Source organism: Pseudomonas grandcourensis (assembly GCF_039909015.1).
GTDB lineage: Bacteria > Pseudomonadota > Gammaproteobacteria > Pseudomonadales > Pseudomonadaceae > Aquipseudomonas > Aquipseudomonas grandcourensis.
In genome coordinates, this window is record NZ_CP150919.1 from 6,447,001 (window position 1) to 6,462,469 (window position 15,469).

Genomic DNA, 15,469 nt, shown 5'->3' on the forward strand with positions numbered 1-15,469 from the left:
ACCGTCCCTCATCCTTTACTTGCGCAGCAGGCGCAAACCGTTGAACACCACCAGCAGACTCACGCCCATGTCGGCGAACACTGCCATCCACATGGTAGCGACCCCGGCGAAGGTTACCCCAAGAAAGATCGCCTTGATGACCAAAGCCAGGGCAATGTTCTGTTTGAGGATGCTCGATGTCTGCCGCGACAGGCGGATGAATGCCGGGATTTTGCGCAGATCGTCGTCCATCAGGGCGACATCGGCGGTTTCAATGGCGGTATCGGTGCCTGCGGCCGCCATGGCGAAGCCGATCTCCGAACGCGCCAGCGCCGGGGCATCGTTGATGCCATCGCCGACCATGCCGACCCGATGCCCTTGGGCATAAAGAGCCTCGACAGCCTGCAATTTGTCCCCCGGCAACAGGTCGCCCCTGGCCTCGTCGATGCCGACTTGCGCGGCAATGGCCTGCGCGGTGTGGACGTTGTCGCCGGTGAGCATCAGGGTCTTGATGCCCAGATCATGCAACTGCCGGATAGCCTCGCGGCTCGATTCCTTTACCGTGTCCGCTACGGCAAACAGCGCCAACGGACCAGACGAATCAAGCAGCAGCACCACCGACTTGCCCTGTTTTTCCTGGGCAAACAGCTTTTCTTCCAGCGCTGGCGAACACAGGCCCAGATCCTCCACCAGACGATGGTTGCCCAGATGGTAGAGCTGGCCATTGATCTCGCCGCGCACCCCGCGCCCGCCCAAAGCTTCGAAGTTATCCACAATCAGCGTCGCGGTCTGGTTATCCACAGCCGCTTTGGCGATGGCCAGGGAAACCGGGTGATCCGAGCGCCCGGCCAGCGCAGCGGCAATGGCGGGCGCCGAGTCGTCGGCGGTCGGGTCCAGCGACAGGTAATCGGTCTGGACCGGTTTGCCGTGGGTGATGGTGCCGGTCTTGTCCAGGGCCAGGTAGTCGAGCTTGTAACCGCCCTCCAGATAGACGCCGCCCTTGACCAATATGCCTTTGCGCGCCGCCGCCGCGAGGCCGCTGACGATGGTCACCGGCGTGGAAATCACCAGCGCACAGGGGCAGGCCACCACCAGCAGCACCAGCGCCCGGTAGATCCAGTCGAACCACAACGCGCCCATGAACAATGGCGGGATCACCGCCACGGCCAGGGCCAGGATGAACACTGCCGGGGTGTAGATTTTCGAAAAGCTGTCGACGAAGCGCTGGGTCGGCGCCCGCGCCCCTTGGGCCTGCTCGACGGCGTGGATGATGCGGGCCAGGGTCGAGTTATCCGCCGCGGCGGTCACCCCGTACTCCAGGGAACCGGCCTGATTGATGGTGCCGGCGAAGACTTTGTCGCCGACGATTTTTTCCACCGGCAGGCTTTCACCGGTGATTGGCGCCTGGTCGATGGTGGAGCGACCGGACAGCACTTCACCGTCCATGCCGATACGCTCGCCGGGACGCACCCGTACCCGCGCGCCGAGCCCGATGTTTTTGACATCCTGCTCAAGCCAGCTCCCGTCAGCCTGCAACACCGTTGCCGTGTCCGGGGTCATCTGCATCAGGCCGCCGATGGCATTGCGCGCGCGGTCGAGGGACTTGGCTTCGATCAACTCGGCCACGGTGAACAGGAACATCACCATCGCCGCTTCCGGCCACTGGCCGATCAGCACCGCGCCGGTCACGGCAATACTCATCAGGGCGTTGATGTTCAGGTTGCGGTTTTTAAGGGCGATCCAGCCTTTTTTGTAAGTACCGAGGCCACCACTGAGGATCGAGACCAGCGCGATAACCGCCACCACCCAGTTCGGCGCGAAACCGGTGAAGTGGATAACTTCTGCCAGCAATGCACCAACACCGGACAGAGCCAAGGGCCACCACGGTTTTTTCCGGGGCACCGGCGTTGGGGTTTCAGCCCCCTGATCCATCGGTTCGGCTTGCATGCCCAAGGACTTGATGGCCTCGACGATTGGCTCGATACCGGGCAAATCGTGGGTCACGCCGAGCACCCGATTAATCAGATTGAACTCAAGCTGCTGTACGCCGGTCAGTTTGCTTAGCTTGTTCTGGATAAGTGCCTGCTCGGTCGGGCAGTCCATTGCCTCGATGCGAAAACGACTCAGCCGAGCGCCAATCGTCGGCGATTCGCTCAGTTTTACCCGCGCAGGCGCTGCCGCTTTAGATGAGCAACAGGCGTCGCCGTGACTGCCGTGGTCATGTTTTTGCACGGGTTTGAGCTTGTGGCTGTGCTCGTGCTCAGCCTCGGGTTTGTGGGAATGCAGGGAATCGCTCATTGGTTGCGTCCATAAGAGTGCCTGTTGCCAAGTAAAGACCCTGTAGCCACTATAGGGTCAAGCACCCATTCTGGAGTTTTGGAGATTGGCGTCATGAAAATTGGAGAGTTGGCAAAACTCACGGACTGCGCCGTGGAAACGATCCGCTACTACGAGCGCGAGAACCTGCTGCCGGAACCGGCCCGCAGTGATGGCAATTATCGCGTCTACACCCAGGCCCACGCCGAGCGCCTGACCTTCATCCGCAACTGTCGCACCCTCGACATGACGCTCGAAGAAATCCGCAGCCTGCTGGCGTTTCGCGACAGTCCGCAGGACCAGTGCGAAAGCGTCAACGCGCTGATCGACGAGCACATCCACCACGTCAAGGCGCGGATCGACGGCTTGCTGGCCTTGCAGACGCAACTGCTCGACCTGCGCCAACGCTGCGGCGAGGGGCCGGGGGTCGATCAGTGCGGGATCTTGCAGCGGTTGGAAGTGAGCGGCGGGGTTGTGGCGACGGAGGTGGAGCATTCCCATGTGGGCCGTAGTCACGGCCACTAAGAACAACACAAAACCTTGTGGGAGCGAGCTTGCTCGCGATGGCGTCTGTTCAGCCAACATGGATGTCGACTGATACACCGCTATCGCGAGCAAGCTCGCTCCCACAGGGTCGGTGGTGGTTTTTTAGACCGCCATCGGGGCAGTCATCGGCGCGTGGTGTTCGTAGCCTTCCAGTGAGAAATCGCCCGGCTCCACCAGCTCCAGCCATTCCGGCTGGTAAACACCCGTCTTGGCAAACTCCGGCACACGGTCGGAAATCACCAGTTTCGGCATCGGGAACGGCTCGCGCTTGAGCTGTTCGTTGAGCATGTCCAGGTGGTTTTCGTAGACGTGGGCATCACCGATGAAATAGGTGAACCAGCGCGGCGTGTAGCCGGTCAGGCGACCGATCAGGCTCAGCAGCGCAGCACCTTCGGTGAGGTTGAACGGCGTGCCCAGGCCCAGATCGTTGGAGCGGATGTAGAGGGTCAAGGAAATCTCCTTGGTCTCGACATTCGGATGGAACTGGTACAGCAGGTGGCACGGCGGCAAGGCCATTTCATCGAGCTGGGCGCAGTTCCAGCCGTGGAACAGGATGCGGCGGCTGCCCGGGTCCTTGATGATGGTGTCGACGCACTGGCGAACCTGGTCGATGGCCTTGTACAGCACCACGTAGACCTGGCCGTCCTCCTCGCCTTCGGCAATCTGGAGGTAGCCTTGCTTCAGGGTCTGCTCGATAGCGGCCGGGTTGCTGACCGGGATCTGCTTGTACGCCGGCCATTTGCGCCATTGCACGCCGTAGATTTCGCCGAGGTCATCTTCGCCCTGGCGGAACGGGTTGGCCAGCCACTGGGCGTTTTCGTTGGCGTTCTGGTCCCAGACCTTGCAACCCAGGGCGCGGAATTCGGCAGCGTTGTTCACGCCGCGCAGGAATCCGCACATTTCGCCGATGGCCGATTTGAACGCCATCTTGCGCGTGGTGATCGCCGGGAAACCTTCCTGCAGGTCATAACGCAGCATCGCACCTGGAAAACTGATGGTGTTCACGCCGGTACGGTTGGCCTGCTTGGTGCCGTTCTTGATGACGTGGGCGACCAGTTCGAGATATTGCTTCATGAATTACCTGTGTCCTTGAACCCGCAACCATCGCTGCGGGGTTCGAATTTTATACGGCTGCCGCTGGAGCCGCCGGGGCGCGGTGATACGCCAGCCAGATCAGGAACAGCCCGCCGACGATCATCGGCACGCACAGCACCTGGCCCATGGTCAGCCAGTTCCAGGCCAGGTAGCCCAGCTGGGCGTCCGGTACGCGGACGAACTCGACGATGAAACGGAAGATGCCATAGAACAGCGCGAACATCCCCGATACCGCCATGGTCGGCCGTGGTTTGCGCGAGAACAACCAGAGGATGGCGAACAGTGCCACGCCTTCCAGCGCGAACTGGTACAGCTGCGACGGGTGACGCGCCAGTTGCGCCGGATCGGTCGGGAAGATCATCGCCCACGGCACATCGGTTGCCTTGCCCCACAACTCGGCGTTGATGAAATTGCCGATACGTCCGGCGCCCAGGCCGATCGGCACCATCGGCGCAACGAAATCCATCAGCTGGAAGAACGACTTGTTGTTCTTTTTACCGAACCACAACGCCGCCAGCATCACGCCGATGAAACCGCCGTGGAACGACATGCCGCCCTTCCACACTTCGAAAATCAGCGTCGGGTTGGCCAGGTAAGCGCTCAGGTCGTAGAACAGCACATAACCCAGACGTCCGCCGACGATTACCCCCATCGACATCCAGAACACCATGTCGGAGAGCTTCTCCTTGGTCCAGGTCGGGTCGAAGCGGTTCAAGCGGCGGGACGCCAGCAGCCAGGCGCCGCCGATGCCGATCAGGTACATCAGACCGTACCAGTGGATTTTCAGCGGACCGATGGCCAGGGCCACCGGGTCGATCTGCGGGTAAGGCAGCATTGCGACTCCTCGTTAGAGTTCAAATCTTAAAAATTCCCGGGCGACGCTGCCACCTCAGGATTAAGCCAGGATTGCGCTGCCCGTCAGAGCAGATGCTTCAGACTAGAAAGTTCAGACCGACGCAGAACAGCAAAGCGGCAAACAGCCGTTTCAGCAACTTCGGCGACAACCTGTGAGCCAATCGCGCGCCCAAGCGGGCGAACACCATGCTGGTCAGGGCAATGCCCAGCAACGCCGGCAAATAAATGAAACCGAGACTATGGGCCGGGAGCAACGGATCGTGCCAGCCCAGAATCATGAAACTTAATGCACTGGCCAGGGCAATCGGCAGACCGCAGGCCGATGAAGTGGCCACCGCTTGCTGCATCGGCACACTGCGCCAGGTCAGGAATGGCACGGTCAACGAACCGCCACCAATGCCGAAAATCGCCGAAGCCCAGCCAATCACGCTACCGGCCACGGTCAGACCGAGTTTGCCCGGCACGGTTCGGCTGGCCTTGGGTTTGACCTCCAGCGCCAGCTGAGCGGCGATCACCAGAGCGAATACACCAATGAGCTTCTGCAGGTTGGGGCCGGAAATCGCTTCGGCCGTCAGCGCGCCGAACCCGGCACCGACCAGAATGCCGACGGTCATCCATAGAAAGATCGGCCAACGAACGGCGCCACGGCGGTGATGCTCACGTACCGCGTTGACCGAGGTAAAGATGATCGTCGCCAGGGAGGTACCCACTGCCAGGTGCGTGAGGATCGACGGATCGAACCCTTGGGCCTTGAAGCTGAACACCAGCACCGGGACGATGATGATCCCGCCGCCCACGCCAAACAGCCCGGCGAGCACACCTGCACAGGCGCCGAGCGCCAGATAGAGCAGAAATCCCATGGTCGTCCCGCTCGCCTCTCCAAAACCGGAGCGGCATGGTAACGGATGCATGGCCTCAAGCTCCACTGTGCAAGGCGATGGATCGATGAGCGATGTCTGCGTAGAGTGGGCAAAAAACACACAAGGACAACCTTATGTGCCTGATTGTTTTTGCCTGGAGACCGGGTCATGCCCTGCCGCTGGTCGTGGCAGCCAATCGCGATGAATTCTACGCCCGCCCCAGCCTGCCCCTGGCGCCATGGCCCGAAGCGCCGCATGTGCATGCGGGGCGCGACCTCGAGGCCGGTGGCACCTGGCTCGGTGTCGGTGCCAACGGACGTTTTGCGGCGCTGACCAATATTCGCGATCCCCATCGACCGCCGGGGCGCAAGTCTCGTGGGGAACTGGTCGCGCGATTCCTCGAGGGCGATTGCTCGATTGATGACTATTTGGCCGACGTTGTCAGACGTTCGCCTGAATATGGCGGGTTCAATCTACTGGTTGGCAACAAAAACGAGCTCTGGCACTTCAATGCCCGGGAGACAGAAGCGGTGATGCTGCAACCGGGTGTCTACGGCGTGTCGAACGCCGGACTGGATACGCCGTGGCCAAAGCTGCTCAAGGCCAAGGCTGCATTGAGCGAGGTGCTGGATGATCCGCAACCTCAGGCGCTGTTGGCGTTATTGAGCGATGCGCAGACCGCGCCGTTTGCCGAGTTGCCGGATACCGGTGTGGGGCTTGCCACTGAAACGCTGCTGTCGAGCGTGTTCATTGCCAGCCAGAGCTATGGAACGCGGGCGAGTACGGCGTTGATTGTGCAGGCGGATGGGGCGCTGCATATGGTCGAAAGGAGTTTCGGGCCGTATGGCGGGCATCTTGGGGAAGTGGAGATCAGGCTGTAGTTGTGTGTTGTCTGGACTGGCCCCATCGCGAGCAGGCTCGCTCCCACAAGGATCTCCAGTGAACACAAATTTTGTGAGCACCAGAGATCCTGTGGGAGCGAGCTTGCTCGCGATGGGCGCGCCGCAGATCTAGAGTGGCTTTATCGCCGCCGGATTGATCATCCGCGCCAACCCGAGGTTCTTCAGCGCCAGCTGCAACGAGCTGTGAATCACCTGCGGGTTGTCGATGGTCATCAGCTCAGCCAGCAATTCCTTGGCCTTGCTCAGGTTGATCTGGCGCAGCATCCACTTCACTTTCGGCAAGTTGGTGGCGTTCATCGACAAACTGTCGAACCCCATCGCCATCAACAGCACCGCCGCCGCCGGATCACCGGCCATTTCACCGCAGATGCTCACTGGCTTGCCTTCGGCGTGGGCATCACGCACCACGTTCTGCAGCGCCTGGAGCACCGCCGGGTGAAGGTAATCGTAGAGGTCGGCCACCCGCGGGTTGTTGCGGTCCACAGCCAACAGGTACTGGGTCAGGTCGTTGGAGCCGACCGACAGGAAGTCCACTTGCCGCGCCAGTTCCTTGGTCTGGTACACCGCCGCCGGAATCTCGATCATCACGCCAATCGGCGGCATCGGTACGTCGCAGCCCTCGTCACGCACTTCGCCCCAGGCACGGTGGATCAGGTGCAGGGCTTCCTCCAGCTCGTGGGTGCCGGAAATCATCGGCAGCAGGATGCGCAGGTTGTTCAAGCCTTCACTGGCCTTGAGCATGGCGCGGGTCTGCACCAGGAAAATTTCCGGGTGGTCGAGGGTGACACGGATGCCGCGCCAGCCGAGGAACGGGTTGTCTTCCTTGATCGGGAAGTACGACAGCGCCTTGTCACCGCCGATGTCCAGGCTGCGCATGGTCACCGGTTGCGGGTGGAACGCGGCCAGTTGTTCGCGGTAGATCGCCAGTTGTTCCTTTTCGCTCGGGAAACGCTGGTTGATCATGAACGGCACTTCGGTGCGGTACAGGCCCACGCCTTCGGCACCGCGTTTCTGCGCGCGCGCCACATCCGCCAGCAGGCCGGTGTTGACCCACAGCGGCATGCGGTGGCCATCGACCGTCACGCACGGCAGATCGCGCAGTGCATCCAGCCCCAGGGCCAGTTGCTTCTCTTCCTCGACCACCTCGGCGAACTGCTTGCGCAGCACTTCACTCGGGTTGGTGTAGACCTCGCCGTGGTAGCCGTCGACGATCATCTGGATGCCGTCGACCTTGGAGTACGGCAGGTCGACCAGGCCCATCACCGTCGGGATGCCCATGGCGCGGGCCAGGATCGCGACGTGGGAGTTACCGGAGCCGAGTACCGAAACCAGGCCGACCAGCTTGCCTTCCGGCACCTCGCCGAGCATCGCCGGCGTCAGTTCTTCGCTGACCAGAATGGTGTTGTCGGGGTAGACCAGGGTTTGCTGACGCTCTTCCTGCAAATAGGCGAGCAGTCGGCGACCGAGGTCTTTGACGTCCGACGCACGCTCGCGCAGGTAAGCGTCGTCCATCAATTCGAAACGGTTGACGTGATCGGTGACCACCTGGCGCAACGCGCCCTGGGCCCACTGTCCGGTCTTGATCACGGTGGTGACTTCGTTGCCCAGCGCGGCATCGTCGAGCATCATCAGGTAGACGTCGAACAAGGCCCGCTCTTCGGGGCGCAACTGCGTAGCAAGCTTGGCGGATAACGCGCGCATGTCGGCGCGTACGCCTTCGATGGCGGTCTTGAACAGCTTGAGCTCGGCGTCGATGTCAGCGATGGCCTTGTCCGGCACCACGTCCAGATCGGCCGGTGGCAGCATGACCACCGCCGTACCGACCGCCGCACCCGGCGAACCCGGCACGCCGACGAACTTGGCTTCCTGGATGCCTTTGCCCTGACGACCGAGGCCACGGATCGAACCGGTAGCTTCGGCGTGGGCGATAACACCGGCGAGCTGCGCGCTCATGGTCACGAGGAAGGCTTCTTCCCCTTCATCGAACTGGCGACGTTCTTTTTGCTGGATGACCAACACGCCGACGACGCGGCGGTGGTGAATGATCGGCGCACCGAGGAACGAGGCGTAGCGCTCTTCACCGGTTTCGGCGAAGTAGCGGTAGCGCGGGTGGTCCGCGGCGTTTTCGAGGTTCAGGGGTTCTTCACGCGTGCCGACCAGACCCACCAGACCTTCGTTGGGGGCCATGCTGACCTTGCCGATCGAGCGCTTGTTCAAGCCCTCGGTGGCCATCAGCACGAACCGGTTGGTCTCCGGATCAAGCAGGTAGACCGAGCAGACCTGGCTGCCCATGGCCTCTTTGACGCGCAACACAATAATCCCCAACGCCGCCTTGAGATCCTTGGCGGAGTTAACTTCCTGGACGATCTTGCGCAGCGTATTGAGCATGGCTCGGGGTCGAACTCCGTCGTCAGTCGCGCGCTAAAAGGCGCGGGGCAAGCTCTTTGAGAGCGCGTCGATACACCTCGCGCTTGAATGTCACCACCTGGCCCAACGGATACCAATAGCTGACCCAGCGCCAGCCATCGAATTCCGGTTTACCGGTCAAATCCATCCGCACCCGCTGCTCATTGGAGATCAGGCGCAGGAGAAACCATTTCTGTTTCTGGCCGATGCACAGCGGTTGGCTGTGGGTACGTACCAGACGTTGCGGCAAACGATAGCGCAACCAGCCCCGGGTGCAGGCGAGAATTTCAACATCTTCGCGCTCCAGGCCCACCTCTTCGTTCAACTCGCGGTACAAGGCGTCTTCCGGCGTCTCTTCGGGGTTGATTCCCCCCTGCGGAAACTGCCAGGCATCTTGATTGATTCGGCGAGCCCATAGCACCTGGCCGGCGTCATTCGTCAGAATGATCCCGACATTGGGGCGAAAACCATCGGGGTCGATCACGGCAACAACCTCGCAAACGCATGTCGCCGCATTGTTCCACAAAGGTTGTGAAGGCGGCAACGAAGGTTCCTACCTTATGTGCACTCTTGTGAAAAGACCGTATTCTTGTCGCCTTTTTACTGACTTTTCAGCGGGTAACTGTAATGCGCCTGGCTTTATTCGATTTGGACAACACCCTTCTGGGCGGTGACAGCGATCACGCCTGGGGCGATTACCTGTGTGAACGCGGCTTCCTCGATGCCGTCGCCTACAAGGCTCGCAACGATGCGTTCTACCAGGATTACCTGGCTGGCAAACTGGATAACGCTGCTTACCTGAACTTTTGCCTGGAAGTGCTCGGCCGCACCGAAATGACCACGCTCGATCAATGGCACAGCGATTACATGCGCGACTGCATCGAACCGATCATGCTGCCCAAGGCCATCGAGTTGCTGGCCAAGCACCGCGCGGCCGGCGACAAACTGGTGATCATCACTGCGACCAACCGCTTCGTCACCGGGCCGATTGCCGAGCGTCTTGGTGTCGAAACCCTGATCGCCACCGAATGCGAGATGCTCGACGGCCGCTACACCGGGCGCAGCACCGACGTGCCGTGCTTCCGCGAGGGCAAGGTGACGCGCCTGAATCGCTGGCTGGAGGAGACCGGGTTTACGCTGGAAGACAGCTACTTCTATAGCGACTCGATGAATGATTTGCCGTTGCTGGAGCAGGTGACTCATGCGGTGGCGGTTGATCCGGACCCAAATCTGCGGGCCGAGGCCGAGAAGCGGGGTTGGCCGGTAATTTCGTTGCGCGACTAAAATTGCTATCACGAGCAGGCTCACTCCTACATTGGAATGCGTTCCCCTGTAGGAGCGAGCCTGCTCGCGATGGGGTCGACCGGGTTTCAAGCCTTAAACAGGCTTGGCCCCCATCAACCCGGCAATGGCCACAAGACAGACAAAACTGAACAGTGCCAAGGCAAAGGTGAATTTCCCCACGCCACCCGGCGTCTTGCGCAGTTTGTTCAGCCGCACCAGCAGCCAGAACCACGCCAGTGCCGCCACGGTATAAAGCACGCTGGATGCCAGCAACCAGGTCTGCCCCAGCGACCAGCCCACCAGATGCACCATCCACCAGCCGGTGAACGGCATGCTCAGCAGCGCCAGGCCCATCAGCAGCCAGACAAACACCCTTGGCCGCTGCAAGGTGCGACTACCCGCCGTCGCATCACCCTTGCGCCGCGCAAGCAAAACCCAGACTCCAAGCCCCAGCGCACAAGCCAGCAGTACAACCGTTGCTACCATGTGCGCCGCTTTCAGGGCAGTTAACGTTTCCATTGTCAGATTTCCTTATAGCCTTGCCCGAAAGCGTAGCCGTTCAGCCAAGAAACAGTTGATAGGCCGGGTTGTCGCTTTCGTCCCAGTACGGGTAACCGATTTCTTCCAGCGCCGCCGGCACCAGGTGGCGCTCGTCGTGGGGCACTTGCAGGCCCGCGACGACCCGGCCGTCGGCCGCGCCATGGTTGCGGTAGTGGAACATCGAGATGTTCCAGCGCCCGCCCAGCTTGTTGAGGAAGTTGAACAGCGCGCCCGGACGTTCCGGGAATTCGAAACGCAGGATCACTTCATCGACCACATGCGCCGCACGCCCGCCGACCATGTGGCGGATGTGCAGCTTGGCCAGTTCGTTGTCGGTCAGGTCCAGCACCGGGAAACCCTGCTCGCTCAGGCTGGCGATCAACGCGCTGCGCGGGTCGTTTTCCGGGTGGGTCTGCACGCCGACGAAGATGTGCGCTTCGCTGCCGGTGTTGTAGCGGTAGTTGAATTCGGTGATCTGGCGCTTGCCGATGGCCTCGCAGAACGCCTTGAAGCTGCCCGGCTTCTCGGGAATGGTCACGGCGATGATCGCTTCGCGGCCCTCACCCAGCTCCGCTCGCTCGGCGACGTGGCGCAGGCGGTCGAAGTTGACGTTGGCCCCGGAGTCGATGGCCACGAAGGTCTGGCCGCTGACGCCGCGCTGCTCGACATATTTCTTGATCCCGGCCACGCCCAAGGCGCCGGCAGGTTCGGTGATCGAGCGGGTATCGTCGTAGATATCCTTGATGGCCGCGCAGATCTCGTCGGTGCTGACGGTGATCACCTCATCGACATAGTCTTTGCAGATATCGAAGGTGTGCTGACCGATCTGGGCTACCGCAACGCCGTCGGCGAAGAGGCCTACTGTCGGCAGTACCACTCGCTCGCCGGCCGCCATGGCCGCTTGCAGACAATTGGAATCATCCGGCTCGACACCGATGACCTTGATGTCCGGGCGCAGGTACTTCACATAAGCCGCGATGCCGGCGATCAGGCCGCCGCCGCCCACCGGGACGAAAATCGCATCCAGTGGCTGCGGGTGCTGGCGCAGAATCTCCATCGCCACGGTGCCCTGCCCGGCAATGGTGTGGGGATCGTCATACGGGTGAATGTAGACGTAGCCTTTTTCGTCGACCAGTTTCAGCGAGTAGGCCAGGGCTTCCGGGAACGAATCGCCGTGCAGCACCACTTTGCCGCCACGGGAGCGCACGCCTTCGACCTTGATCTCCGGGGTGGTCTTGGGCATGACGATGGTCGCTTTCACGCCCAACACCTTCGCCGCCAGGGCCAGGCCCTGGGCATGGTTGCCCGCCGACGCGGTGACCACACCGCGAGCGCGTTCTTCGTCGCTTAACTGGGTCAACTTGTTGTAGGCGCCGCGAATCTTGAACGAGAACACCGGCTGCAAGTCTTCGCGCTTGAGCCAAATGCTGTTGCCCAGCCGCTCGGAGAGCTGGCGAGCAGTCTGCAGCGGGGTTTCTACGGCAACGTCATAAACGCGCGAGGTGAGGATCTTTTTGACGTACTGTTCAAGCATCGGAAAGCATCACTGAGCGGGTTGGGCAGGACCAAGGAGTCTAACCCGCATTTTGGGCGGGCGACCACACTAAACAGGTGGTTTTAAGCCCGCGAAAAGATCGCAGCCTTCGGCAGCCCCTACAGGTGCGATCTTTTGACCTGCCAATCGGGCAATGACCTTCCCCGCCCCGAAGCCTATAATGCCGGCCTTTCGTCCCCTCCTCGGCACCCCGGAGCCCGCATGAACCAGGATCAACTCAAACAGGCAGTGGCTCAGGCCGCCGTCGACTTCATCCTTCCGAAACTCGACGACAAGAGCATCGTCGGGGTCGGCACCGGCTCCACCGCCAACTGCTTCATCGACGCGCTGGCCAGGCACAAGGGCGCATTCGATGGCGCCGTCGCCAGTTCCGAAGCCACCGCCGCGCGCCTCAAGGACCACGGGATTCCGGTGTACGAACTGAACACCGTCAGCGACCTGGAGTTCTATGTCGACGGCGCCGATGAAAGCGACGAGCACCTGAACCTGATCAAGGGCGGCGGCGCGGCCCTGACCCGCGAGAAGATTGTCGCGGCCGTGGCCAAGACCTTCATCTGCATCGCCGATGCCAGCAAACTGGTGCCGGTCCTCGGTAATTTCCCGCTGCCGGTGGAAGTGATCCCGATGGCCCGCAGCCACGTGGCCCGTGAACTGGTGAAGCTCGGCGGCGACCCGGTTTACCGTGAAGGCGTGCTGACCGACAACGGCAACATCATCCTCGACGTGTTCAACATGCAGATCACCAATCCGGTGGAACTGGAAACGCAGATCAATGCGATCGTCGGCGTGGTCACCAACGGTTTGTTTGCGGCACGTCCGGCGGATCTGTTGTTGCTGGGTACGAGCGAAGGTGTAAAAACCCTGCGCGCCGAGTAACCAAGACCGCCCACATTTTTGTGGGCAGATGAAAAAACCTGTGGGAGCGAGCTTGCTCGCGAAAGCGGTCTGTCAGTTGATATCCCTGTCGACTGACACGACCCCTTCGCGAGCAAGCTCGCTCCCACAGTGTTTTGTGGTGTTGGCTAGAGTTGCGCTGGCTTCTTGAACACGTAAAACAGGTTCGGCTCGCTCACCAGGTACAGCGTCTCGTCGTCTCCCATGGCGATCCCCTCCGCCTGCGGCACGGTTTTTTGCAGGCCCTGGTGCCCCTTGCTCAATGACATTGTGCTCAGCGGACGCCCGTCCACATCCAGCTCCAGAATCAATCGCGACTCATCCGACAGTGCCAGCAAATGCCCGCTGCGCTCGTCGTATTGCAGGCTCGACAGATCCCGCACAAACATCCCGGCATCACGCTTTGGGTCGTTGATCACGTGTACCGAGTAGGATTCTTCAGGGTTGAAGCGCGGAAAACCGTGCACCTCGTAGATCAGCATCGGGTTGCGCTCCTTGGCGACGAACAGGCGCTTGCCCACCGAATCGTAAGCCAGCCCTTCGAAGCCCTTGTTGCTGCCCATGTGTACGCCAATGGTCATCTGCTCGGCGTCTGCCGCATCGACGAAGGTGGTGTCCTGCTCCAGACGAATCTTGATCAGCCGCTGCTGGCTTTCATCAGTGACCACATAGATGTCCTCACTGATGAACTCCACCGCCTCCGGATCACCGAAACCGACCAAAGCAACGCGACGCAAGATCCTGCCGTCGAGGGACAACTCGATCAGCTCGCTCCGTTTGTTGGTGACGGTGAACAGGCTTTTGCGTATCGGGTCGTAGGTCAGCGCTGAAACGTTGTCAGCCAGGCCATCGATCACCTGCGCCTCGGTCACGACCTGGTACTGATCCAGCCCCATGGACCGGGAACTCACCGGCTGCCACAGCGCATGCAGATTGAACCAGGTGCGCTCGAACAGGCGCATGTACTGGGCGATCGCCATCAACGCGATCAGCAAGACCACCGACAGGATCAGAATCAGGGATTTGGGGCGGGCAAATCGACGCATTCGGGTGGGCTCGGATCAGAACAGGCGGATGAAATATCACGCCCGTCTGAACTGAAGCTTAATGGCCGCGGGCCTTTTACGTACAGGCGCTGATTACTTCTGTTTTTCGAAGCGATAAAACAGGTTCGGCTCACTCACCATGTACAGCGTGCCCGCTTCATCCATGGTGACGCCTTCTGCGCGCGGAATGGTATTTTTCAGGCCGTTGAAGCCACGCAGCAGGGCGATGAAACTGACCTGTTCACCCTGCTTGTCCAGCTCCAGCAACAGGTGCGAGTCGGCAGACAACACCAGCATGTGGCCGGTCCGAGGATCTACGGCCAGGGCAGACAGGTTGCGCATGTCCAGCGCATGGCTGGCCAGCTTCAGCTTGTCGCCGGTCAGGACCTTGCCGTCACCTTTCCAGGCAAACAATGCCGGCGGGCGCTCTTCGCCCAGCAGCAGTTGCTGATTGCGCGGGTCCCAGGTAACACCCTCGAAGGCCTTGTTCTGGTCTTTGGAAGGCCCGAGGTCGTAAGTCGGGAAGTCGGCGATATTCAGTTCACGGGTATCGGCATCGACCTTGACGATAGCGATCAGATGCTCGCGCTCATCGACAATGGCCAGCCGGCCGTCGCCCAGCACGGTGACGCCCTCAGGATTGCTCCAGCCGACCAACGGCATTTTGCGCAGTACATCGCCCTGCAATGTCAGCTCGACCAGGAACGGGTTCTTGCCCATGACCGAAAACAGGGTCTTGGTCTGGGGGTCGTACGACAGGTCTGACGCTTCGTCCTTTTCCATGCCCGGCAACGGTTTGGCATCGATCACCGCCCGGTAGTCCGGCAGCCAGATACTGGCCTGACGCTCGGCCGGGCTTTTGAATTGCTCTTTCACCCAGAGCACGCCCCGCGAATCCCACTGCATGGCAAATGCGACACCGTAGGCGACAACGGCCACAAACAGCAGCCAGATGTACCAACGCAAGGCGAAGCGCGAGCGGCGGACAGGTTCATGCGTGGAAAGCGGAGGAGTGGCCATCGGAGATGCGTTCCAGAAATTCAGGCTAGGGGTAATAGCACAGTTTGGGGCCGGCTCAGAGGCCAACAGCCCTGAAATTATCCAGACTGGATGTGAAAAAAACGGGAAATGACAGGGTGGAACTGTGTGGAATCCGGACTTCAGCCCACCAAATACTACTGTGGGAGCGAG

Annotated in this window: 14 protein-coding genes; 4 read left to right on the top strand and 10 right to left on the bottom strand. The window is 60.9% G+C overall.

The window, feature by feature from the left end; translation table 11 throughout:
* Positions 1-15: 15 nt before the first annotated feature.
* On the bottom strand, positions 16-2,277 hold the full coding sequence (locus AABM52_RS29060) for a heavy metal translocating P-type ATPase (RefSeq protein WP_347909622.1): 2,262 nt from the start codon (positions 2,275-2,277) through the stop codon (positions 16-18).
* Positions 2,278-2,370: 93 nt separating this feature from the next.
* On the opposite strand from AABM52_RS29060, the gene cadR reads away from it, so the two are divergent.
* Positions 2,371-2,820, top strand: coding sequence for a Cd(II)/Pb(II)-responsive transcriptional regulator (cadR, locus tag AABM52_RS29065; RefSeq protein ID WP_007995512.1), 450 nt, complete (start codon positions 2,371-2,373; stop codon positions 2,818-2,820).
* Between the two features lie 123 nt (positions 2,821-2,943).
* Here the strand turns inward: cadR and AABM52_RS29070 are convergent, their stop codons facing one another.
* From AABM52_RS29070 to AABM52_RS29080, 3 genes are all read right to left on the bottom strand, one after another.
* A complete protein-coding gene (locus tag AABM52_RS29070; protein ID WP_347909623.1) occupies positions 2,944-3,915 on the bottom strand; it encodes a thymidylate synthase in 972 nt (323 codons plus the stop codon).
* 49 nt (positions 3,916-3,964) lie between these two features.
* A complete protein-coding gene (gene lgt, locus AABM52_RS29075) occupies positions 3,965-4,771 on the bottom strand; it encodes a prolipoprotein diacylglyceryl transferase (RefSeq protein WP_347909625.1) in 807 nt (268 codons plus the stop codon).
* A gap of 97 nt (positions 4,772-4,868) precedes the next feature.
* Complete coding sequence (locus AABM52_RS29080) at positions 4,869-5,651, bottom strand: sulfite exporter TauE/SafE family protein (RefSeq protein WP_347912704.1); 783 nt, start codon at positions 5,649-5,651, stop codon at positions 4,869-4,871.
* Between the two features lie 134 nt (positions 5,652-5,785).
* On the opposite strand from AABM52_RS29080, the gene AABM52_RS29085 reads away from it, so the two are divergent.
* Positions 5,786-6,532: an NRDE family protein gene (locus AABM52_RS29085; protein WP_347909627.1), complete on the top strand. Its 747-nt coding sequence runs from the start codon at positions 5,786-5,788 to the stop codon at positions 6,530-6,532.
* A 129-nt stretch (positions 6,533-6,661) separates the two neighbouring features.
* Here AABM52_RS29085 and ptsP read toward each other — a convergent pair whose 3' ends face one another.
* Positions 6,662-8,941 (bottom strand): phosphoenolpyruvate--protein phosphotransferase, encoded by a 2,280-nt coding sequence (gene ptsP, locus AABM52_RS29090; RefSeq protein ID WP_347909628.1) that lies wholly within the window; start codon positions 8,939-8,941, stop codon positions 6,662-6,664.
* A 22-nt stretch (positions 8,942-8,963) separates the two neighbouring features.
* Complete coding sequence (locus AABM52_RS29095; protein ID WP_003229203.1) at positions 8,964-9,443, bottom strand: RNA pyrophosphohydrolase; 480 nt, start codon at positions 9,441-9,443, stop codon at positions 8,964-8,966.
* Positions 9,444-9,586: 143 nt separating this feature from the next.
* Between AABM52_RS29095 and AABM52_RS29100 the strand changes: the two genes are divergently transcribed.
* Positions 9,587-10,243 (top strand): HAD family hydrolase, encoded by a 657-nt coding sequence (locus AABM52_RS29100; protein WP_347909629.1) that lies wholly within the window; start codon positions 9,587-9,589, stop codon positions 10,241-10,243.
* A gap of 93 nt (positions 10,244-10,336) precedes the next feature.
* On the opposite strand, the gene AABM52_RS29105 is transcribed toward AABM52_RS29100, so the two are convergent.
* Both AABM52_RS29105 and ilvA read right to left on the bottom strand, forming a co-directional pair.
* Positions 10,337-10,762, bottom strand: a complete 426-nt coding sequence (locus tag AABM52_RS29105; protein WP_347909630.1) for a DUF2269 domain-containing protein — start codon at positions 10,760-10,762, stop codon at positions 10,337-10,339.
* Between the two features lie 40 nt (positions 10,763-10,802).
* Entirely contained in the window at positions 10,803-12,317 is a 1,515-nt protein-coding gene (ilvA, locus tag AABM52_RS29110; RefSeq protein ID WP_223445192.1) for a threonine ammonia-lyase, biosynthetic, read from the bottom strand.
* A 222-nt stretch (positions 12,318-12,539) separates the two neighbouring features.
* Here ilvA and rpiA point away from each other — a divergent pair, with 222 nt between their 5' ends.
* Positions 12,540-13,214: a ribose-5-phosphate isomerase RpiA gene (gene rpiA / locus AABM52_RS29115; protein ID WP_347909631.1), complete on the top strand. Its 675-nt coding sequence runs from the start codon at positions 12,540-12,542 to the stop codon at positions 13,212-13,214.
* Positions 13,215-13,360: 146 nt separating this feature from the next.
* Here rpiA and AABM52_RS29120 read toward each other — a convergent pair whose 3' ends face one another.
* Together AABM52_RS29120 and AABM52_RS29125 are read right to left on the bottom strand one after the other, a co-directional pair.
* Positions 13,361-14,278 carry an SdiA-regulated domain-containing protein gene (locus AABM52_RS29120; RefSeq protein WP_347909632.1) on the bottom strand — a complete coding sequence of 306 codons (918 nt, stop codon included), beginning with the start codon at positions 14,276-14,278 and terminating at the stop codon, positions 13,361-13,363.
* Positions 14,279-14,371: 93 nt separating this feature from the next.
* Positions 14,372-15,298, bottom strand: a complete 927-nt coding sequence (locus AABM52_RS29125) for an SdiA-regulated domain-containing protein (RefSeq protein ID WP_347909633.1) — start codon at positions 15,296-15,298, stop codon at positions 14,372-14,374.
* Positions 15,299-15,469 lie beyond the last annotated feature (171 nt).

What these genes read in the sequence shown, in the direction of transcription:
- AABM52_RS29085 (WP_347909627.1), top strand. Translation starts at nt 5,786, where the DNA reads ATGTGCCTGATTGTTTTTGCCTGGAGACCGGGTCATGCCCTGCCGCTG.
- AABM52_RS29060 (WP_347909622.1), bottom strand. Translation starts at nt 2,277, where the DNA reads ATGAGCGATTCCCTGCATTCCCACAAACCCGAGGCTGAGCACGAGCAC.
- AABM52_RS29080 (WP_347912704.1), bottom strand. Translation starts at nt 5,651, where the DNA reads ATGGGATTTCTGCTCTATCTGGCGCTCGGCGCCTGTGCAGGTGTGCTC.
- AABM52_RS29100 (WP_347909629.1), top strand. Translation starts at nt 9,587, where the DNA reads ATGCGCCTGGCTTTATTCGATTTGGACAACACCCTTCTGGGCGGTGAC.
- ilvA (WP_223445192.1), bottom strand. Translation starts at nt 12,317, where the DNA reads ATGCTTGAACAGTACGTCAAAAAGATCCTCACCTCGCGCGTTTATGAC.
- cadR (WP_007995512.1), top strand. Translation starts at nt 2,371, where the DNA reads ATGAAAATTGGAGAGTTGGCAAAACTCACGGACTGCGCCGTGGAAACG.
- AABM52_RS29120 (WP_347909632.1), bottom strand. Translation starts at nt 14,278, where the DNA reads ATGCGTCGATTTGCCCGCCCCAAATCCCTGATTCTGATCCTGTCGGTG.
- lgt (WP_347909625.1), bottom strand. Translation starts at nt 4,771, where the DNA reads ATGCTGCCTTACCCGCAGATCGACCCGGTGGCCCTGGCCATCGGTCCG.
- AABM52_RS29105 (WP_347909630.1), bottom strand. Translation starts at nt 10,762, where the DNA reads ATGGAAACGTTAACTGCCCTGAAAGCGGCGCACATGGTAGCAACGGTT.
- AABM52_RS29070 (WP_347909623.1), bottom strand. Translation starts at nt 3,915, where the DNA reads ATGAAGCAATATCTCGAACTGGTCGCCCACGTCATCAAGAACGGCACC.
- rpiA (WP_347909631.1), top strand. Translation starts at nt 12,540, where the DNA reads ATGAACCAGGATCAACTCAAACAGGCAGTGGCTCAGGCCGCCGTCGAC.
- ptsP (WP_347909628.1), bottom strand. Translation starts at nt 8,941, where the DNA reads ATGCTCAATACGCTGCGCAAGATCGTCCAGGAAGTTAACTCCGCCAAG.
- AABM52_RS29125 (WP_347909633.1), bottom strand. Translation starts at nt 15,298, where the DNA reads ATGGCCACTCCTCCGCTTTCCACGCATGAACCTGTCCGCCGCTCGCGC.